This is a genomic window from Nocardia sp. NPDC049707 (assembly GCF_040674855.1).
Classification (GTDB): domain Bacteria; phylum Actinomycetota; class Actinomycetes; order Mycobacteriales; family Mycobacteriaceae; genus Nocardia.
Genome location: NZ_JBFANN010000004.1, coordinates 113,177 through 136,588, shown reverse-complemented (window position 1 = coordinate 136,588; position 23,412 = coordinate 113,177). Strand labels below are relative to the sequence as shown.

The 23,412-nt window shown below is 67.0% G+C and carries 2 protein-coding genes; both read right to left on the bottom strand.

Translation table 11 applies throughout. From position 1 onward, the window contains the following. Positions 1–72 precede the first annotated feature (72 nt). Complete coding sequence (locus AB0J29_RS06505; RefSeq protein WP_364780272.1) at positions 73–729, bottom strand: hypothetical protein; 657 nt, start codon at positions 727–729, stop codon at positions 73–75. Beyond that, positions 729–23,408: a hypothetical protein gene (locus AB0J29_RS06500; RefSeq protein WP_364780269.1), complete on the bottom strand. Its 22,680-nt coding sequence runs from the start codon at positions 23,406–23,408 to the stop codon at positions 729–731. The genes AB0J29_RS06505 and AB0J29_RS06500 overlap by 1 nt, the downstream gene beginning before the upstream one ends. Positions 23,409–23,412 lie beyond the last annotated feature (4 nt).

The window sequence follows — 23,412 nt, the reverse complement described above, 5'->3', positions numbered from 1 at the left end:
TCGAAGTCCTTGTCGCCGCGGGCCATTACCGACTGTCGACTCGATTCGGGTGAGGACGAGGGGCATCAGGGTTCAGCCCAGGTCCGGATAGTGGACGCGTGCCTCGTCGGTCAGGTCCGCGATGTGCAACTCCCCCGCACCGCCGCAGACCGGGCAGACCTTGGAACCGAGGCATTCGCGGCAGCGGATGCGGCCGGTGCTGCCGCCCTTGGTCCAGCCGCGGCCTTTGCAGACCGGGCAGTGGCCGAGGCCGTCGCATTCGTAGCACAGGAGTGCGCCGGGGCTCAGGGTTTCGGGGGTGACGGCGGGAGACGGGGTGGGCAGTGGATCGTCTTCGTAGAGAACGATATCGGGGGTTTCGCCGAGTAGGACGATGCCGCCGTAGCCCTCTTCGGTGCGGGCCTGCATGCGGTAGCCGTCCTTGGTGCCGACGACGGTCACTACCGTGGGGAAGTCCGGATCACGGTGCATGTCGACGGTCCACCCTGTGGTTCTCAGGGCGTGGGCGGCGCGGTGTACCGCCGTCGGATCGTCGCGCCAGGTCAGGTTCGCCACGGCCTCGAAGCGGTAGCGGCCGGGATCGGTGTTGTCGACGCGGGAAGGGTGCGCGGGAATGGCGACGTGCGTGACCGCGCCGGGGGCGATCTGACCGCCGAACCATTGCAGTTGGCCGCGCAGGAATTCGGCCGCGCGGTCCAGCCATTGCCGGACCCCGTCGATCTCCGCCATTACTGTGCACCGTCCTCGAGGTCGGTCCGCGCAGCGCTCGGCCGCATGCCGGGTGGTTCGTACACGATCACCATACGGTCGGTGGGGGCGGGCGGCGAATACTTGGCCATCGCCTGCGGATTGAGTACGTTGCTCGCACCCGCATCGATGGTGAAGACGTATTCGGCACTGCCCGGATGCGGGAACACGGTGTGCTCCAGCACGCTGAAGGCCGCAGCCACCGAAGGCGGCAGCACGCGGTTGATCGCCAACACCAGCTTGTCGCCCTGAATGTGGCCCCGATCGCCGGGTTCGCCGCCCTCGACGAGTTCGGACTTCATATCCCATTGGATTTCCAGGCGGCCGCCCGGCGCCAGGGTGCGCGGCAGGGTCCTGGCCATCGCGTCGTATTCGGCGTCGCCGAAGTGGGCGCTGACATTGTTGATGTAGAAGCGGGCAACGCCGCCGTTACCGCCGGCGTTGAGTACGTCACCGGCGGTCAGCAGATCCGCCCACACCATGAGCGAACCCGGCTGGGTGAGCGGGCCGGGGTCCAGGATGCCGAGCGGGCGACGGCGCTGCCCGGCATCGGCGTAGTCCATCGGCAGTTCGGTTTGCAGCACCAGGCCGCCGCCCGAACGATCCTGTTCCGGAGTCATTTCCACGGCGAATCCGCCACGGCCGACCCCGACATCGACGGTGTGACCGCCTGCCGCCGCCGCGGGCACCGAGGGGCGCGGCGCGAACAGCACGGGGTGGTTGTTCGCCGCGGGCATCCGGTAATGCGGCCGTGGCCGGGACAGGATGTCCACCGTCGAACGCCCACCGGACTCGTCGTAGATGACGACGACGTATTCGATATTCAACCCGTGCTCGGCGGCACCGCGGTTGGCGCGGTCGACGGCGTGGAAGAACTCCAGCAGCGACATCGTCGTGCCACGGTCGTGGGCGGGCAGGAAGTCGAAGGTGACCTGTCCGGTGGTCCGGTCCAGCACGCCGCCCGAGCGATCGGGCATCTCGCAGAAGGCCCGAGCCGCCATCCGCATCTGCTCGAAGTCGATGGCTTCACGCAGTTGTCGCGGAATGCCGGGCGAGTTCGCGACCTGCGTGATGGCCGCGTCCAAGGCCGCGAACCGGGAAGGTCCGTGCGGCAACGGGTCGTTGAAGGCCGCCCGCAGTGGGCTCAGTTCGGCCATCAGGTCGTCATTGGTGAGCAGGTGATGTTCCTCGTCGCCCACCAACTGCTTGCGCACCGCTCCCGCGTTCTTGTCGGCGAACATGGGCTCGAACATGCGGCGGCACTGCTCTTCCCGCATCCGAGCATTGAGGGAGAGCGCCTCGGCCATCAACACGTCGCGGGCATAAGGTCCGGTCAGCGCCTGGGCCAGCTCGCCGAGGTGGGCCAACGCGGCAGCGTCGAAGGCCGGATCGGTCAGCGCCTTGCCGAATATGGGCCGATTGGCAACCGCCCCACCGTATTCCAGGCCGATCCGGCGCGATAGTTCTGGATCGAAGGCGGCCAGTTGCTCGGCGGCGTCGCCGACCGGATCGCTGATCATGCCCAGATCGTCGAGCAATGCGAACAGGTCTTGCCGCACATCGGGAACCAGCTTGGCGCGGCCCGGATCGAAAATCGCCTGATCCAGCTGCCCGGCAAGAACTTTCAGTTCCGCGAACCGACCACCCGGATGCCGAAAATTCGGATCGGTTACCTGACGGAGCCGGGTCAACAGATGCGCGACCGCACGTGGAATATCCCGGTTGCGCAGCCCCTGCGCCAGGGTGAGATCGACGTTGCCGTCCGCGCGCAACGCGAAGCCGCCGATCGCATTGCCCGGCAGCTCGGCGACGCCGAGGTGGACGGAGCGTCCGTCGGGCAGCAGGAAGTGGCCGTCGCGATGCCAGCTGGTCTGCGCGGGCATGACCAATCGCAGCGCACCCTCGGTCAGGTTCAACGCCAGCTCGCGAGTCAGCGTCTGCTCGGCGGCATCGCGAGCGGAGCCATGGAATTCGCCGACGCCCTGCACTGTTTCGGCAGGCGGATCCGGCTGGTTCGGCGGCGCGGGTTCGGACGCGTCGAAGTATTCGGGGCCTTCGCCGGAGTCGGGATTGTCCTCGACGTGGGTGATGAGCTGGCCCGGATACGCGGCAGGGTCAGCGGCATGTTCGCTGCCCGGCAGGTGCGGATGCCACGCGCCGGTGGTTCGATCCGGCTGTTGTTCGGTACTCGACTCTGGCAGGTCGAGGTCATCGCTGGTCCGTGCCTCGGCCGCATCGGTCTCCTGACCAGCTTCGGGTTCGGGCAGCGTCGATTCGCGGACCTGGATCTTGTGGTCGTATTGCTGGAATCCGTCCGCCGTGACCAAGCCCTGGGCACGCAGCTGTCGCAAACCGTGGTCGTTGGATTCGGCGTTCGCCCAGTGGTGTCCGTTCTGGTCATCCATGGCGACCATTCGGCCGTGTGGGACCTTCAGAGATCCGGCCGCACTAACCGGTGCACCGGCAAGGAACGAAGAGTGGTGCAAGATACCAGGGATTTCGCTGGTGTCTGCGTAGAGGTTGGCGCTGCTGTCCATGACGAACATCGCCCAGCCCGCTTGCGCGCGGTTCCCGTTCGTACGGGCGGCATGGAACGGGGTGCCGTCGACGGCGCGGTAGAGGCGGCCGTCCGGCCCCACGAATACCCGAGTCGCCTCGCGTTGCGCCTCGGACATGTAGTGGACCCGGCGGAAGATCGGGAGGCTCTCATTGTTTTCGCCTCGATAGTCCGCGCGCAGTGGATGACTCGAACTCAGGTCGCTTCCGGTGCGTGCGGGCGGAATTCGATCGAGTGGGACGTTTTGCGGTACCGGGCACCAGTAGCCCTCGGTGTCCTGCCAATATGTCAGCTCGATCCCTTGCCACGGACCGGATTCGATGGCGGCGGAGACGAGTTCCGGCGAGTCGATGTCCGATAGCAGGATGTTGTCGTAGGGATCGACGCGGCCGGACAGATATTGGATCCGGGCGCCGGGCTGTGTGAGTGCGGCTGCCAGCTCCGGGAACTGATCCAGCGCGGCGGTCAATGCCGCATCATGATCAGCACCCTCCCAGTCCGCGATGAGAACGCGGGGCGCAACGTCATCCACCAGGCCGACCCGATCGGTCAGCGCGCGTCCGCCAGCCGCCTCGATCGCGGTGCGGGCGACGGCATCCAGGGCGCCCTCGAACTCGTAGTTCGGGCTCTTCCACGCGAGGACAGTTTCAGAAAGCCCAGGTAACCGAATCTGGTCCGGATTCAGCCGCTGCCCACCCTCGGATGGTTCCGTCGACACCGGATCAGTCGGCGGCACATCGTCGTTCAGCCGAGCATGGCCCGGATCGGGTCGGCCCGACGGCTCGGCGATGGTCGAATCGATCGCGGTGCTGTGCACATCGGTGTCGTGGCCCTGCGGATCGATCTCTTGATCGGCGTTGGGTTGCAACGGTTTACCCTGCGTACCTGGTCGCCGGAACGCGTCCCCCGCACCCGCGGCATCGCGACTGTGCGCGGTGAGCATGCCCGGATCGAAGCGGCCCGACGGATTCGGGTTCGCGATTACCGAACCGGTGGGGCGTCCGCGGTTCGTCGGAGTCTCGGATTCCGACCGTTGGTGCGAGCCGTCGGTGACGGCTGCGATCCCGGTCCGGGAGGTACCCGGGTTCGCGGATTCCGCTGACTTGGGCCGGTATCCCGGTGCGTCCTGCGGCGCGGTTGCCGAATCCGCCACGCTCGCGTCTCGGTACAACCGGGCGAGATGGTCGACCAGATCCACACCCGCACGATCGGCGCTGCGCTGCGCCTTGGACACCCATTGGACGGTGTTGTTCGCGGCGACACCATCTATCGCTTTACGCGCGGCCTTGGTACGCAGGAAGGCGTCGACCTCGGACCGCGCCAAGCGCTCGGCGTCGGCGGTCGACATGCCGAGCCGGGAGAATTCTTCCACTTTCGCGGCGAGGGCGTCCCGGCGCACACTCGCCGTCGGCGTTTCCAAGTATTCCTGATAACGCTGCAGGACAATAGCTTCGGCTTGCTGCGCGGCGGCGGGATCACTGGCGTTCGCGATCTGCGCCAAAACTTTGCGCAGCCCCTTCGGCAGCTCACCGGTATCGATCGTGCCCGCCGGATCCGAGTGCGAAGCCGCGGGCTCGGCGAAGAACTGGGTGAGCTCCTTCTCGGCCCACTGCTTGGTCCGGGCCGCGGCGTCACGACCGATTCGTGCCACCGTGCGATCGCTGACGAGGTTCTCGTCGGCGAACTGCCGGGCCGCCGGTGCTACCCGATCTTCCGGTGTACCTTTGGCCAACAGATCAGCTGTCTTGTTCTTCACGAATTCCCGGTGAGCGCGCTCGGCTTGCTCCTGCCGGAATTCTCGGTACCGCTCGAGCACGGCGGCCTCGACTCGGCCCGCGAATTCGCGATCACCGGCGGCGGTATCGATCCGAGCCAGGATCTGGTGCATGCCTTCCGGCAATCCGAATTCCGGCAGCGGCGGAATCTGCTGGCGTGCGGAGGATTTCGAGGAACTAGATATCGCGGTATCGGCGTGGTCGACGACCTCGACACGGTGGTCGTGGATGACCCGGCCGGACTCGTCCTCGATCCGGATGGCTTCCATCTGGGCCTTCTCCGTCGGCGCTACGCCGTCCAGAAAGTGCCAGACGATCTTCGGCGGCCGCCCATCCACCCAATACGCGCGGTTCAGATATGCAATGTGCAGCTGCTTGCGAACCTGAGCTTCGGTATCCGGCCGGATGCCCCGATCATGCTGCACAGCGCGCTCACGGGTTTTCACCTCATGCCATGTCGCGCCGCGGTCGGTGACGATATCGATCTCGCCGTCGAACCTGCTCTGCCCTGGTAGATCAGCGTCGACGAGCAGTCCGACGGCCTGCACATTGTCCAATCGCGCGGCCATTGCGAATTCCCCGAGGAGGCCGCGCACGACAATGTCGTAGCCCTTCAGGAAGCCGACATCGACCGCAGCGGTAATCGGTTGTCCGATCGCGGTCCTGCCCTCGAAGTAGTCTCCAGCCAACTCGGCCAGTTCGGAACGCATCGAATTGAGGACCGTCTGCCAATGGCCTGCCCCGTTATCGAGCAACTCCGGCTTGACCGACAGCAGTTCATCCAACCGGTTCTGGGTTTCGCCCAACCTCTCGATCAGGGCATTCACCCGATCGATGACAACCCGTCGTTCGGCAGGCAGTGCCGGGTCGATATCGGAGGGGATTCCCTGCTCCGCCAGGCTGATCCGGACCAACCGGTCGACGAAATCACCGCGCGCTCGTTGTGCGCGCATGTGGACCTTGTCCACCCAGTCGGTCGTACGCTCCGCCGCGGCACGGTCGATTCCCCGCTGTGCGCGCTCACCTGCGATGAACTCATCGGTCAACTGCCGAGCCGTCGATTCGGCATCGGATGCCGGAATACCTTGCGCCATCAGCTCGGCTGTCTTGGTATTCAGGAATTCTCGATACTGCGTCTGCGACCTCTGCTGCCGGTAATCGTGGTAGCGGTCGAGGACGAAGCTCTTGGCACGTTCGGCCAACTCCGGAGTTCTGGCAGCGTCGTCGATGCCGGCAAGTAGCCGCCGCATCCCTCTGGGGAGTCCGGATGCGGGCATCTCCGGTGCGGTGACCGGATGCGGATCGGCTTCGACCGCACCGGATTCCGATACAGCGGCGGTCGCCACGTCCTCGGTGGCGCCGCCGTTCTCGACGAAGGCCGCCCACACCGCCTTGCCCGTGGCGTCATCCATCCCCACGATGCCCAAGCCATCGCTCAGCTCGGCGACAATTGTGAGCCCGCGCCCCCGAGTGCCCTCCGTCGGCGGGTTCGCCTCGTTCGCGTCCGGATCGGGAAGCACGATTGCGGCATCCTCGTCGAAGCCATCGAGGAATGAATCGAGAGCATCGCCGGTCAGCACTTCCGAATCAGGTTCGACCGCTGCCGGATCGGGGACCGGGACGTCGGCTTCCTCGTCGAAGGTACCCAGGAACGCGTCGAGGTCGGCGCCCTCCAACCTTTCCGCAGCCGGTTCGGCCGCGGCTTCCGCCCGCGCGACCGGAAGGGTCGGCTGTGCCGGATTGTTATCCAGCACCGCCAGCAACACTACCCGCGAGCCCGGCTCGCCGATGACCCGAACCAGCACCGCGACCTCTTCGGTGCTGTGCTCGAGCGCGTTGGCAACCAGCTCCGATGCGGCCAACTTCACCGAATGACGTTGATCGACATCGCCCCAGCCGAGTTCGGCCAGCCACCGCACGACACGATCACGGGCATCGGGCACGCTACTCACCCGGTCACGTCCCACCCGATCGTCAGCGTCGAGCACCTCGCCGGGCCGCAATTGGCTGTCGGAGCGTCCGACCGACAGCACCAGCGCATCGGTCGCGCCCGCTGCGGACGGTGCCTGCGACGGCGCGATCCAGTTGCGGATCTCACTCACCGCGAGCTGCGTCAACGGAACCGGTTGCCCCACTGTCGCAGGCTCGGTTGCTGCGGGCGATCCCGGCTCCCGCGTACCGTCCCACCACGCGTCGCGCATGATTCGGTCACCGAGTTGGCGCCCGTCGATATTCAGGGTGGCGATCTCGCGCGGCGATGGGTAGCTCTCGACCGGGCCGTTGAGGCGCTGCTGAATGGAAGCGAGAATCTGATATTCGCTGGGTGTGACCACCGGCAACAGTTGTTCGATCCGCGCCTTGATCCACTCCGCTGCCGCGCGCGGATCATCCATATTCCAGCCGTAGTCCGCCATGGCCCAGAACTTGCCGCCGTCCCCCTGCGTGGTGATCAGAATGCGGTCGGCGCCGCTGCGGAAATACAGTGCGTCGATTGTCTCGACGAAGTTTCGCGCGAAGCCTCGGCCCTGGTAATCCTCGTCGATACGGAGGTTTTCGTGCCGGACGGTGACCCGGCCGTCTTCGTCGATCTCGAAGATTTCGGTGAGAGTTCCCGCGTCCATCCCGTTTTCGTCGACGACCATGCCGTCGACGGATATGCCGCCGGAAGACAGGTATCGCACCGACAAATCGGTCAGGCGATAGGGGCCGTATTGCTGCTCCAGCCCCTGCAGCATGTCGGCCAGCTCGCTGGTGCTCGCACCCTCGGCTGCCGCTTCCAGCACCTCGCGCAGCGATGGGATAGCTGGCTGCTCAGGGCCATTCCGGGCGTTCTGGCCGATGTGGGCGTCCGCATCCGGCATCGGTGCGTCGACGTCGCCGCCTTCGATGACGATGGCTCGGCCGTCGTGCCATACCGCCGCCCAGAGGGCAACGGTGTCGGCTCGGGTGCCGCCGGTGAGGTCGGCCAGGGACACCAGGGTGGTGGTGGGGCGGCCTTCGATTGCGGCCACTGCGGGGGTGGCGGGGCGGGCGACGGGGGCTACGAACCATTCGCGGCCGTTTCCGTCGAACTCGGCGAGCGTGACGGTCTCGTTGTTGAGCGAGAAGGTGTGGGTGCCGTCGGGGTTTCGGGCGAGGTAGGTCAGTTCTACGGCGTGGCCGATGGCGCCGTGGCGGTCGGGGGCGCCGCGTTGTTCGATGACGAAGGCGGTGGTGCCCGGTCCGGCTTGGATCAGGCCGCGGACGAGACGGGCATGGGCGCTGGCGGTCTCGTCGGTGGCGAAGCCTTGGATCGGGGCGCCGCGCAGTTCGGGGACGAGGTCGCCGAAGCGCACGCCCGCCAGGCCGGGTTCGAGCATATCGGCCCAGGTGACGTCGCCTTGGTGAGCGTTGACGAATTGGGCGGCCACTACGACGCAGTTGTTGTCGTGCTCATCGAGGGTGTAGTGGGTGGGCGTGAAGGAGCCGTCGCCGTCTGTTTCAACGGACACTTGCAGGGTCTGAAAACGGGGGTTGCCGGTGACTCGCGCCGATACGTGCACGCCGCCACGGGCCAGGTCGTGATCGCCGCGATAGGACTGAGTTGCGCGGGTGGCCAGCTCGGTGACCTGTGCTTGCGCCTCGGCGATCTTGGATTCCGGCCAGCCGCCCATGACCGCGCGGATCTGGGCGCGCACCTGATCGAAGCCCTGCCTGCCGTAGTAGAGCGTCGTACCGAAGCGGCGGGTGTGCGCCGGATCGTTGATTTGCTGGTCCAGTTCGGCGGTGAATCCGAGCGGGGTGGCCCGGCGGCCGGTCAACCGCTGCCACAGGGTGCGCTTGCCGGGCAGATGCGGGCGGTTGGCGTCCCAGTCGTAGCCCGCCTTCTTCGCCGCCTCATGGGCCTGCTGCCCGGTATGTTCGGGATTTATTGCCAGATAACGGATCTCGGCGAGCGCGGCTTCGACACCGATGATGTCCTCGCGCACCGGTTTACCGTCGATCAAACGGTTCCACAGCGCGGCCACGTCGGCGACCTGGTTGAGTTCGGTATTGCGCAGCAGGTAGTCGCGTACCTGGCGCAGCGTCCGGGCGATCTCCTCGCTCGAACGCACCGCACCGTCGTGATCGCGCAACCAGGTCGACCCGTCGGGGTGCTTCGCCAGGGTCGCACCGCTGGGGTCGCGCACCCATACGCCCTGCTTGTTGCGCACCCAACGCTTCGGATCTCCGCCGGAGTAGCGGTCCGGATCGGCTTCGGCCCGGTCCACGATCCGGTCGATGAAGCTGTCGCTCTCGTGCAACAGGTTGTGCTCGAATCGGGCGTACTCGGCTGCGGTCTGCTGCCGAACAGCCTCGCGGGCTTCGTCATTGGCCCGCCAGCGCTCAACGAGCGCTTCCGGGAGCTCGACGCTCTCCCCGGTGTAGGGCCGGACCACGGTGCCGTCCAATCGCAGCATCTCCGCGTGCATCGGCGGCCTGCTCAGATCGGCGCGATGCAGCGACTGCGGATCGGGTTGGGAATCGGCGAACCACGCATGCGTTCGAGTGCCACGGACCATCGGCACCAAATGGATCCAACGGCCGTCTCGGACAGCGGGAATCCACGTAGTGAGATCACCGAGAGCCCACGCCAACCTCGCATGCCGAGAAGCGAAATCAGCCGACAACGGTAACTGCACCGACTTGCCGTGCGAAGTGTTCGCAGGCAACCATCGAGTGGCACTGAGGATGGCCCGACCGATCCACGGACGATTGTGCAGCAGATTCTTCATCCACGGATGATTCGGCAACCGCTCCAAAATGCCGATCACCATGATCCGAGCCTGGAACACATCGAGCCCGACCGCGGAGGTCCAAGCATTGACACCCTCGGGAACGTTGTAGATCGTCGGGGCGAACGGCATGTTCTGCGGGAACACGAACGCCGGGACCTCACCGTTCTCGAAATCGTGCAACCCAGCCAACATCTTGTCGAAACTCGGCACCGCGGAAAACTTCAACAGAAACGGCGGCTGCGGATCGGTCCAACGAGTCTTCTCCCACTTACGCGCATGCTTGCCCGGCTCCCAAGAACCACTACGCCGAGTGAGCTCCGCATCCGTGGACGGCAACAGATGCGATCGCTGGAAACGCCCCTGCGCATCCACCTCCACCCGATGGAACTCGACCCGCAACGGAACCTTGTCCGACTTCGCCAGCCCCAACACCAAATTCAGGTCGGTGTCCGGTGGCAGCACCGCATGCAAAGCCTGCCGATACCCATTGACATCGGTATCACTACCAACGACCACCAACCGCGCATCAGGAAAACCCGCCGACGGCTGCGCCGCCGGATGAACACCAACACGCTCGGAAATCGGCAGCAACCCCAGGTCGTCAAGGGCAGCCAACGCCGCCCGACGCTCAGCGAGCCGATCCAACTCGGCCTCTGCCTTTTTCAGCTGATCATCGATGTCACGCAGGGTGCGCACCTGCTGCACGCCCGGCTCCACCGGTCCCGGATAGCGCGGGCTCAACTGGTCGACATCACTGACCCCGAAAACGTCGGCCACCGCATCGCGCGCACGAGTCGCCGCCAGGATCTCCGTGGTCACGGCCGCCCGCAGTTCGATCAGATCACCGGGCGGCAGCTTCCTGCTCAGCGCGGCGTGTGTCGCCTCCAGCGCACTGATGGTGTGCAGGGCCTCGCGCAGCTTCGTGCGGGCCGTTCGGAGGTCGGCCTGCTTGGCACGCGAAGACTCCACCGTGTCAACGGGTTCCGCCTCCAGATCCCGGATGCCCTCGCGCAGCGCCTGGATGGCCGCCTGGCCGCGCTCGATCTGCGCTTCGAGGGTTTGGAAGGCTTGCTGGGCGACTTCGACCCGATCACGCAGCGCGAAGGCGCCATCGAGGTTGTCGATGAGTTCGAGGTCGCTACGGAACTGCGCGATCTCGTTATCGCCGAGCTGTTCGGCCAGCTGCGCGCGCAGGTCGGCGATCCGGGACCGGGCGTCCTGTTCAGCCTCGGTGATCGCCGCCGCACGGACCGCGACAGCGTCGGAACGCGCCGCCTCCGCCGCATCTCGCGCGGCATCCGCCTCGATGACGCGCTGTTCGGCCTGCTCCTCGAGACGCAATGCCCGCTCGTGCAAGCCGTCCCGGCGGGCCTCTTGTGCTTGGGCCTCCAGCTGCGTGATCTCGGTGCGAGCGGCCGCTTCCACGGCCAGCGCGTCCGCCATCTGCGCCCGCAACCGGGCCACCGTGGGCGGGGCGTTGGCCGGGGGTTGCCGGTGCGCGGGGACCGGGGTGTTCTCATCCGGAGTCCGACCGATCCGGACATGGTCATCGGGCAGCGCGGCGGTGCGGTCGCCGACGTTTTCGATGACCTGACCATCGCGCCAGACCACCGCATGCGTATCCACCGTCTCGGTTCGGGAACCACCGGTCAGTTCCGCCAGTGCCATCCGGGCGCCATCGGGCGTGATGAACCACTCCAGTCCCGAGGCGTCCCTCCCGTCGAACGTCACCGGCCGCCCATCGACCTCGAACCGATTGCCGCCCAGATACTTCACCGTGTACGAGTGCGCGCCGACGCCGTGCTGGTCGACGGTCGCGCGCTGATCCAGCACCCACGCGATCGCACCCGCGCGCCCCTTGTTCATCAGAGCTTCGATCAGATCGGCGTGGCCACGTGCCCGACCGTTGTCGAAACCTTCCGGCCTGGCTCCGTGCAGTAGCGCTTGGACCTCGTTCCACGCCAGACCGGAGAGCTGTCCGGGCCGCGGCACCGGGACATCGGCCACGTCGCCCTGATCGGACAGAATGCGGCTCAGCGAATCGGCGACACAGGTGTTGATCGCCGACAGACCGCTCGGATCGATCGTGGTGGTGTAATGCCCGGCCAACGCGGCCAACGCCTCGATCTCGGCAGCGGTTCGCCGTACTTCGGCCCGGAGTTGCTCATGGATCGCGAGCAGCTGCTCGGGCGTGCGCACCATCAAGGCTTCGAGCTTGTCCGCCTTGAACTTGCCGAACGCCGCCAGATACTGCTTGGCCGTCATACTGTCGATGTCGACGCCGTGCATCCGGACCCAATCATGGTTCGGCGCAGGCATATTCGGGACGGCGGTCGGGTTGAGCCCGTGGTAGCGCAATTCGGCGAGGAGCTGACCGGTGTCATTGACGAGTGCCGCCAGCTGCGCCGGGGCGTCGGTGTGCGGGATTCCCGCGATCTCGTCGGCGACCCGTGGATCCCAATCGAGCAGTTGCGGGTTGTCGCGAAGCTGGCGCGCGAGTGCGTCGATCGCCTTGGCCTGCTTGGGTTTATCGGCCTTCAGCTGGTCCAGCGTCTGCTCCGGATCGGCGCGCAAAGCGTCGCGGTCCACACCGAGTTTGTCCAGCGTGGTCTGCAACTTGTGGTACTCGTCCAGGTCGAGCATGATCCGCGCGTAGTCGGCCAGTGCTTCGATATGCGCCGCCCGCGCGCGATTCTCGAAGTGCAGTCGTTCGATTGTCGAATCCAGTTGTCCCGGCGTGAGATCCGCACGACCGACCGGCAGTCGACCAACGAGTTCGGTGATCGCGGCTTCGACCTCGACGCGCGTTATGGTGCCGAGGTCTATTTCCGGTCGCGACGTAACGGCAGGCGTAGTGGTCGACGGCCCGGGGGCGATTTGCCAGGATCCATCGCCGTAGCGCACTGCGGTGACCGTCAGGCCGAGCCCGTCGTAGTCGCCCGAGAAGTGCCGCACCTGAGGGGATTCCACCGTCGCGGTGGCGACTTCCCAGGTACGGCCGATTTCTTGGCCCGCGGCGTCGAGAACCGCCGCCGCCTGCGGCCACGCGACCCGGTATTCGACCTGCAGCCCGCCCTCATTGAGCAGTCGGACCAGATCCGCGTTGCGTGGATCGGCGAGCGCGTTCGCCAGCACGGTGTCGTGTTCGAGGTTGTTGTCGACGACAACCAGCCGCATCGGGTCACCGACGAGGCCGATACCGGGGGCGTTGTCCGGGTCGAGCAACACACCGCCCTGTGCCCGGATCCACTCGCCGCCCGCGATATCGGCCATCACCTCGACGTGGTCACCGAAGTCGGTGTCCGCGTCGAGATACCGGGATGCCTGCTGCTCGATCTCGGTGACAGCCCGGTTCAGGTCGTCGACTCGGCCGCGCAGATCCGCCAAGCCGGATCGATCCGCGATCAGCGCCTCGCGATCAACGCCGAGCAGATGGGTCAGGTGATCGACTTCGGTCAGCAATTGGTGCCGCCGCAGCGCGTCCTCGAAGAACTGGCGGCCCTCCGGGGTGTTGCGGCGGGACAGATCCCACCACATCCGGCCGCCCTGCATATTGTTGTTGACCCCGCCCCAGTGCAGGGTGCCGCCGGGCCTGCCCTGGCGGAGCGCGGCGGCGACCTCGCGCTCGAACCGCTCCATCGGACTCGGTCGGTTGACGACGGCGGCCGGAAGCAGATGCGACAGATCGGTTTCGGTAATGAACGGAATGCGAGCGTTCTCGACATCGAAGCGGCGCAGCGCATCCGCCAACCGTTCGACCGACACCGCTTGCCGCATCAGCAGGTACCTGGCCTGGTCGATGGCCGCGCGCACCGAATCCGGGCTCAGATCCGGCAATTCGATCCCCAGTGGACCGACCAGTGCGAGCAGCGCTTGGGCCTGCGTCTCGCGCTCGTGCGCGGCTTGCTCGACCTCCCGGCCCCAGTTGTCCAGCTCTTCGCGGACTTGTGGATCGGGTTCATGCGATTGCGCCGCCGGTACCGGCGGGGCGAGTTCGTTATCGATCCCGGGCGTAGCAGGCGTGACCGGTGGTGCCTGCGGCGATGGCGGCGTCCCCAGCTGTGGCATGAACCGGTCCTTCAGACCGAGGCGGTCCAATTCGGCCTCGAACTCGCGCAACGCCGCAGGGTCCGCGTCCTGCTTCCAGGGCTGATACGGCCTGCCCTGGCGATCCGTCGGCGCCTCGACCGGCGTGGCGGTGAACTTGCCGCGCAGGTAGTTCCAGAACTTCTGCCGGTTGCGCCACAGATTCACTACTTCCCGTGCTGTCAGCGCGGGATTGCCCTCGAAATGCAGCAGGAAATCGCTGTCGACGAGATGGCCGATACCGTGCAGCGTGGCCTCTTGGCCCTGCGGCACCAACTCCGACGGCGGATGCACCGGGTTCGGCACATCCCGCTGGAACATCCGGTTCTTGATCCGCTGGTACAGCGACGGCTGCTTATCCGGCGTGGTCGCGACCGCGTTCGAGGCCACCTGCGGCGCCACCAGCCGCTCGGCGGGCTCGACCCGCCAGCCGCCGCGCTGATCCGGCACCAATCGCACCGGCACCCGCTCACCGTCGAGCACCAGATCGACCCGCCGCGCCGCACCGGGGCCGGGTGCGGGCCGCTGCATCAGCTGGGTGACATCGGCCAGATCGGCAACCGCCCTGGCGGCCGCCACGGTCTCGGCCCGCAATCGCGCGATCGTTTCGGCCGTCCGCCCAGTCTGCAGATCAGCCGGGGGCACCTCCAGCAGCGTCGCCCAGGTATCGCCGACCGCCGCGATCTCGGTGCGCTGCTCCGGATCGACCGCCGCCTCGAGCCGCCCGATGGCCGTATCGAGCGCCTCGACCGCGCCCGCCCGCAACAAGATCCGATACCGCTGCAACGCAACAGTTTCCGCGAGCGCGGCCGGAGTACTCACTTGATCGGCTGTGAGCCCCAACTGCCGCAGCAGCGTCTGCTGGACCTCGGTGATCGAGGTGGGGCGCGGGGTAGCCGCACTGGTATCCGGTACCGGCGTGCGGCCGGCGATCGCCTGCGGATGCGCCGCCGGGATCGGTGTCGGCACTTGCGCGTCCGGCGTCCCACCGCGCGAGCGCAACTCGTTCTCCAGCACGTCACGTTGCGCGATGAACTCAGCGTCGCTCGGATCCGACGGATAGCGCCAGTACCGCTCCCCCAGGAATCGCTCGTTGATCGTCAACGGTTCGAAATGCGTCGGGAACAGCATGTGCTGATCCGCCAACCCGTCCGGTGACGGGTCGAGGAACCGGCGGGCCAACGCCATCTGCGCCATATCCAGCAGTGCCGAATGCGGATCAGGCAGTCCGGCAAGGGTTTCCCCGAGGCCGAGCGCCTCCGACAATGCCGCGACCTGCGTGCGCTGGGCCGGTGTCAGCGGATCCGGTTGCCCGGACTCGGCCCGCAATTCGGGTGTCTCGGCGAAGAACCGATCCACTTGGTGCAGTGGGTCGTTCGACCGCTGCACACCGGGCGGATCCTGACCGATGCGCAGATCGTCGGCGGGCGGGGCGGATACATCGCCGAGATCCTGGATATGCACGCCGTCCTGATACACGACGGCCCACGTATTCGCGGTCTCTTGCCTGGTGCCGCCGGTCAATTCGGCCAGCGCCACGCGATCGCCCGCGTCGGTCACGAGCCATTCCCGGCCCTGATCGTCGATGCCGTCGAAGGTGACCCGCTGACCGTTGACGACGAAGATGTCGCCGCCGAGGTAGTGCACCGCGTAGGAGTGCGCACCGACCCCGAATTCGTCGGTGGTCGTGCGTTGATCGAGCACCCAGGCCGTGCTGTTCGGTCCCTGCGCGCGCAGACCGGTCATGAGGTGCGCGTGACCGGTTCCGTCCGAATCCGTCCGGAACAGTCCGGGTTTCGCGGCACCGAAGTGCGGCCGTGCCTCGGCCCACGGAACGCCCGCGATGCGGTCGGGATCCACGGCAACACGTGTGACGACCGGTCCCTGGTGTCCGTTCAGGTCGGCGAAGGACTCCGACAGACAGTGGTTGAGCAGCTGACCACCACTGGGTATGTGGAAGTAGCGATCGGCGAGCGCTTCAAGAGCCGCGAGATCGGCCATCGCCTGCCGCACCTCGCCGCGCAGATCCTCCTGAATCTCGGCGATCTGCTCGGGAGTACGCAGCGCCAGATCGGCGAGCGTGCCCGCCTTGAGGGCCTTGTAAATGGCTTCCGACTCGCGCGGGGACGCGTTCTCCAGGTCGACGCCGAGCAGGCGCACCCAGTCACGGTTCGGCGCGGGCGGGTCGGACGCCGACGGGGTATGTGCCCGCGCCGCGTCGAGGAAGGCGGCGGCGTCACCGATGACGCTGTCTACTCGGTCGCGAGCGTCAGCGTGGTGCATCGGCAGGCCGCGTGGGCGCATCCGCCCCTGTTCGTCGTAGACATGCGGATCGAAATCGAGTAGATCCGGGTCCTGTCGCAGCAGGCCCGCCAGCTTGTCGAGTTTCGCTGCCCGTGAGGGGTGCTGCTGCTTCAACTCGTCGATGGCCTCTTGGGGCCTGCCGCGCAATTCGTCCCTGGACACTGTGGCATCGGCCAGTGCCTGTTCGAACTTGGTGAAGCGGTCGATATCGAAATGGGTGCGGGCGATATCGGCGAGTGCCTCGATCCGCACCGCGCGCAGGTTGTTGGCGGCGATCAACCGGTCGAGGGTGGACCGGAGTTGATCCGGCGCCAGGTCGGCGATCGGCACATCCAGCCGGACGGCGGCATCCTCGACCAGCGCCACCAGTTCGGCGGTCGACAACGCGTCCGCATCCAGTACGTCGATCCGGTTGTCCGGCTGCGGTGCGTCGGTGGTCTCGGTGGGGATCACTCGCCAGGGGCCGTCACCGTCCCTGACCACCGTGACGGACAGCCTGCGGCCGTCGACGTCATCGGAGAAATGCCGAACCTCGGGTGCATCGATGGCCGCGACGTGCAGGTTTCCGTTGCGGGGGTCGGCCCAGGCGAATCGGTACTCGAGTTCCAGTTCGCCGCGGGTGAGCAGCTCCGCGATATCGGCATTGCGCGGATCGGCGAGTGCGTCGGCCAACAGGCGATCGTGGCCGCCGCCGTCGTCGATCACGACCAGCCGGTCGCCGTCCAGCAATCCGATGCCGGGCGCCAGGAGCGCACCGCCGGCATCGGCGATCCACTTGTGTCCGGCCGCGGCCGCCATCTCATCGGCGAGGTCGGCGAAACGGCTGTCCGCCTCTTGGTACTTCGCCGCCAGTTCCGCGAATTCGGCTGCCTTGCTGGCCATTTCCCGCGCGGCGTCCTGTAATTCGGCCAGTCGCTGTGCGACTTCCCGCGGTTGCGGCTGGATCGGATCGACGTCGATCGCGGTCGTCCACGATCCGAGCTGCATCAGGATCTGCTGACGTCGCAGCGCGTTGTAGGCGATCCGCAGTGCCTCAGCGCTCGGACTCCGGCTCTCCAGGTCGTAGTTGAACCGCATCCGGGTCGGATTGTTCTGGACGCCGCTCGGTTCCGAGGAGATCGGCCGTCCGCCCTGCGCGATGTTCATCTCATTGGCGAAGCGCTCCAGCGGGTTGGCGTTGCGCATATCGGTGGCGAGGAAGCGAAGGTCGCCGTTCTCGACGGTGAAGTTCTGGACCGCGTCCGCGAATGCCGCGGCCGCGGCCGCCTGCCGCAGCGGGCGGTACGCCGCCTCGTCGACCGCCCGCGCGACCGCGTCCGGACTCAGATCCGGCAACGGCAGATTCAGCTGGTCGGCCATCTGGTACAGCGCAACACCGGCGGCGTTGCGCTGATCGATCGCGTCGCCGAGCACCCATGCCTGCGCGGCGAGATCGGCGTCCTCGGGCGGATGCACGGTCGTATCGTCGACCGACGGCACCAGTGCGTTCGGGATGCCGTCACGCTCGGCGGGCGGCGGCAGTTCGGGCGACTCCGGTGAGCCGATGCGCGGGCTCGCCGCGTAGTCGCCGCGGATCATCGCGATGAAAGCCTCGCGCCCGGACCACAACTTCTTCGCTTGGAGCAGGAAGAATGCCGGGTCCCAGTCCAAACCGGTGACGTGGTCACCCGAATGGCCGGTGGCCATCTGGATCGAGGCGACATCGGAGTTGTAGTAGTCGGTGTTGTTTCCGGAACCCAACGCATACCGGATCGGCCGTCCGTCGCCATGATGGCCGAACATGTACCGCAACTGCCGCAGCAGCTTGCGCATCCGGGAATCCGGTTGCGCCGGGTCCGATGTCTGCCGGTCCGGCAGGCTCGGCTGGGCCAGCGGACGGGCCGGTTCGACCCGCCAGCCACCGTTGCCGTCGGCGACGAGCAGCACCGGAATCCGTTGGCCGCCAACAGTGATCGTGTAGCGGAGGGACTCACCTTCCGCCAATTGACCGGCCGGTCCGGCCGTAACAGCCATAACCGCCTGTGCCGCATCGGCCAGATCGATGATCGCCGTCGCGCGGGCCAGGGTTTCGGCCCGCAATCGGGCGATCGTCGTCTCGACCTGGGACTCGGTCAGATCACCCGCCGGGAGCCGGAGCAAGCTCGCCCAGTGGTCACCGACCGCGGCGATTTCGGCGCGTTGCTCCGGATCGGTCGCGGTCGCCTGACGCTGGATCGTCTGCGCGAGCGCTTCGATCGCGCCCGCGCGCAATAGCGTCCGGTACTGCTGCTCGGCCACCGTTTCGGCCAGCGCCGTCCGGCTGCTCACCTGATCGGCGGACAGGCCGAGCTGCCGCAGCAACCGTGCCTGCTCCGCCTGCGGCGACAACGCTTGCGGCGCACGACTATCCGGAGCGCTGGAGGTGACGGTCCGCGGCGGACCGGCGATCGCTTCCGGCGCGGAACGCGGCAGCGACGGCGGTGGGGTGTTCGTATCGACCGACGGGTCGTTCTCGACGTCGTCGCGCTGGCGCACGAAATCGGCGTCGGCGGGATCGGAGGGATAGCGCCAGTAGCGTTCGCCGGGGAAACGTTCGTCGAGGTTCAGCGGCCCGAGGTCGTTCGGGAAGCGCAGATACTGCGCCGCACGGCCTTCCGGGGAAGTGTCCAGGAAGCCGCGCACCCAGGCGGTGTGTGCGAGATCGGCCAGGGTATGCAGCGGATCCGCGGTACCGGGCAGCGAATCACCCAGTCCGAGTGGGTCGGACAGGGCGTTGACGTAGTCGCGCTCCCCCGGCGACAACGGATCCTGCCCGGATTGCGGGGAATTTCGCGGATCGTCGAGGTAGCGCTGCACTTCGCGCATCGGATCGACCGGATCGCCCTCACCGACGCGGGACGGCATATGGGAATCGAGATCGTCGCTCTGAACGCCGCTACCGGCCGCGAGTGGACGTGTCGCGGTGCCGTTCGCGTCGTAGACAATGCCCCAGGTGCGCTTGACGTCCGGTGTGTTGCTTGGGTCGAATTCGAACGGGCCGTTGGGATTTCGCCGCGGATCGTCGACCATGACCTTGTTGGTCGCGGCGTCGAAGTACATGACGTAGGCATGCGCCCCGACCTCGTTCTCCCCGAATACCCCGTGCTGCTGATCGACGACGATCACCGTCGACCTGCCGCCCATGAACGTCAGCGCATCCGCGATCATCTGATGCGCCGACTGCTTGCGATTGCCGTTGATCGGCGTCAACTGAGCACCCGCATGTCGTTCCAGCGCACGCCAGTTCATACCGTCCGTACCGACAGTGCCCTCTTCGGGCACCGTCATCTCCGGATTGCCGGTCCGCTGCTTGGCCACCCACAACGCCTGCTCGGAACAGCCGTTCTCGCGCAACGGAGGACGTTGCGAATCCGGGTCGGAGGGGGCTGCATCCGGGTCCACAGGCGCAGCATCCGGATCCACAGGCGCAGCATCCGGATCCACAGGCGCAGCATCCGGATCCACAGGCGCAGCATCCGGATCCACAGGCGCAGCATCCGGATCCACAGGGGCGGTATCCGGGGTGCGGTGGGGGGTGGCGCCGGCGCGGTCGGCGGCGATGTCCGCGATCCGGTACATGGTGTCGGTCGGGACGCCCTCGGGCGGCTTGGGTCCGGATTGTTCGGGGGCGTTCCATTGGCGGTACAGGCCGGTGGCGTCGTCGCGGACATGTACGCGCACGTCGTCGCCGTAATGGCCCTTATTCACAAAGGGCTCACCTTCCATGCCGGTCAGCACGATATCGTCGGCGAGGCCGGACAGACGGCCCATGTCACCTGCGTTTTCGGCTACGTCGACGCCATAACCGTGGGCGATGATCTTGTTCGACGGCCGCTCGCCGGTCGCTTCCCGCGCCGCGTTGAAGGCCGCGAGGTCGCGCAGCAGCAGTTCAGCTCCGGCACGGGCGCGGCCGGTGAAGAATGCGCCACGGCGGGTGGTCGGGGCGTCATAGCCGAGCCAGGCGATCGATGCGGCCGATTCGCCGGCGCGCAGCCGTGGCAATGTGGCGCGGTGCTGGTTCAGCGTCACCGCGAGTGCGTCGTTGACATTGGCCAGCGTGCCGTTCTTACCCAGCACATGCCAGGCCACCTGGGTCGCGGTATCCGGGTTGCCGAACGCGATTGCCGCACTACCGCTGCCATCGAAGGCGGTGGAGTCGTAGGCGATCACCCGCACCGGCATATCGGGGTCGATCGCCGCCGCCGCGGCCTGCGCCTTCTGCAATGCCAGAACTGTGCGCATCAGGTTCTGTAGCTGCTGTTTCTCAGCGGCGTTCAAATCACCGTGCGACAGCACGTCGGCGAGGTCTCCCGCCACCTGCTGCCTGGTCGACCTGGGCACTTTGTGGCCCGCCGCCCGCGCCTCCTCCAGCGCGACGGATGCGTTCACCAGGTTTCGCAGTTTTTGTATCCGAGCGGCGTCCAAGTCGCCACGGGAGACCAGATCGGTGAGCTCGAGGACCATCTGCCGCCGGTTCGCGGCATCGGCCGAGGCAGCGTCGATACCGGGTGCCTTACCGATCACGCTGGGATAGACGCGGATCAGCAGCGCCCTGTCGGCGTCACTCAGATTCGCCCACCGCTCGGCGTTCTTGCTCGCCAACTGCTTCGCATCGTCGACGGCGGTGTCGCTGTCGGCGACGCCGTGCAACAAATCCGTCGCGCGCAGGTTCGGTGCGTCGGGATCGATACCGCGCAGCAGAGTCGCGGCCCGGGCTCGCTCCTCCGGAGTCGCCTTGCTGTTGTCCTCGGGCAACACCCGACCGGATTCGGGCGCGGCATTCTCGTCGGTGTTGGTGTTGGTGTTGGTGTTGGTATCAGTGTCGGAGCCCGTGCGACTGTTCGCGGGCGGGCGGCCCGAATCGGCGGGCGGCGGTGGGGGCGGCGGGGGCAGTAGACCGTCTTCGGGCCTCAGCCGCACATCGGGTTCGGCCGGTGCGCGTGCGCTGTCCGCGTCAGCATCCGAGTCGACTGAACTCGCTTGCGGCACTGCGGTATCCGCGATACCGGCTTGCACAGCGTCCTGCGGTGCGGCGTTCGGCTGCCGCGCAGCGACCGGGTCCAGCGCACCGGCGCGGCCGACCTGTGGTTTCGCCGCCTCCGATGTGGGCGCCGCGGTGCTCGATTCGGGTGTCGCGGTACTCGATTCGGGTGTCGCGGTGTCCGATGCGGAACGGGTCGCATCGGGTCCTGCGGTATGTCTGGCCGTCCCGTCGGAAGTCGGTGTCGCCGCCCGCGCCGCGTTCGGATTCGTCGGGGTGCTGGAATTCGCCGCGGAGTTCGTATTCGCGGCAGCGTTGGGGTGCGCCATGGAACTCGGCGTCGCGGTAGAACTCGATGCGCTCGGCGTCGCCGAACTCGATGATCCGGAAGACGTGGGCGCTGCGTTTGCCGCCGACGATGCGGCGGACGACGATGCGGCGGACGGCGCGGCCCCGGCCTGCGGAGCAGACATACCTCCCGGTGCTGTGGGGGAAGCCGGACCGGTACCCACTTGGCTCGTCGCACTGGGCGTCGAGGTCGGCGACGAAGTGGATTGCGCCGGGTCGCCGCCGTTCGACGTATTCGATGCCGAAGTCGTCGCATTGCTGTCGGTACCACCGAGGTTCGCACCGGACCCGTTGTCGCCGACCGGAGCCGCAGTCGGCGATCCGGGCGTGCTCGCTGCCGACACATCTCCGCCATGAGCCGGACTGCTCTGACCCGGCCCAGCACTTGTCGGCGAACCATTACCACTCGAGCCGTTGTTGCTCGCACCCGAATCGCCTGCGTTGGAATCGGAGTTGTTCGCCACCGGTCCGCCGGGCGTGCCGGGGGCGGGAGCGGCGTTGGCGCCGGAGCTGTCGGCGCCATTGCTGGAAGCGGCGGGCGCGCCATCGGTATTCGCTCCAGTGGTTGCGGTCGCACCCGATGCGCCAGCGGCACTTGTCGGAGTGCCGGAACTTCCGTTTCCATTGGCTCCGGTCGCGGAACTGCCATTCGTACCAGCGCCATTGGTTGCGCCACCATTGTTGCCAGCACCATTGGTCCCGGCACCATTCGTACCCGCGCCGTTGGTCCCCGTGCCGTTCGTCCCCGTGCTGTTGCGGTCCGCGGGCGCGGTGGTCGGCGCGGTCCCGTCGGTGGTGGGTCCCGGCACATTGGGTCCGGCCGCAGGCTGCGTACCGACGCGTGACGGCGTCTGGTTGTTGAAATTCATCGGCCCGCCGCCGTATTGGTCCCGGCCCCGATATCCGTGCGCGGCGCTCGGCCCCGCACCGGAAAGCCCGCCACCGGTGAAGGCCCGTGGATCCCACTGCCCGGTGGCCAGGGCCGCGGCCGTCGCGCCCGCCAGGCCGGCGCCGATACCGACCAGGCCGCCACCGAGGGCCCCGCGCCACCCACCACCCTGCAGGCCGCGCGGCAACAGATGGTTGAACCCGGCTCCGGCGCCGCCGCCCACACCGCCGGCCAACGCCGAAACCCAGGCGTTCTCCCAGATCTGGCCGGCCCGCCACCCGTCCTGGAGGCCCTCGGAGATGACAATGCCCTGCACGGCAACTTCCTGGACCGTGCCCTGGAAGACCTCTACCGCCGCTTCCTGAATGATTTCGTAGACGACCTTGGCGATGGCCCGGCGTGCGGCATCGGAAAGAAACCGCTGACCGAGCATGCGGGCGATTCGAGACGCCAGCCACTCACCCATCGTCCGGAAGGCGAGCCGCGTCGCGGCGATCGCCCCTGCCTCGAGGAAGGGCGCGGCCGGTCCGCCACTGAGTGCCCAGGCCAGTTCGACCGCCAGCCAGCCGAGCGAGAAGATGGCGTTGAGGTGATTCGAATGTACTTCGCCCGCGAAGGAATCGACCGCGTCGGCCAATTCCTTGTACGAGTTGCCCATCAGCTCGATCGAGCCATGGTCGGGTTCTTTACCCGCCGGGGTGTCGTTGTGAATCATCGACCGCAGGGTCGCGGTCATTTTCGCCCCGCCGTCGCCCTGCGGGTAGGCGTTGACCACCGAGCTGGCAGCGGAATCCGCTTCGCCGATTGCTTCGCGGAGTATCTCGTCGCCGATTTCGCGCAGCGCGGCGGAGATCACCACGAGATCGTCGGGGTCGACGTGGGTAATCTCGGAGCCCGCTACCCATTCGAGCCAGGCAAGCTCAGGCGGAATATCCCAGTAGCCCATCGAA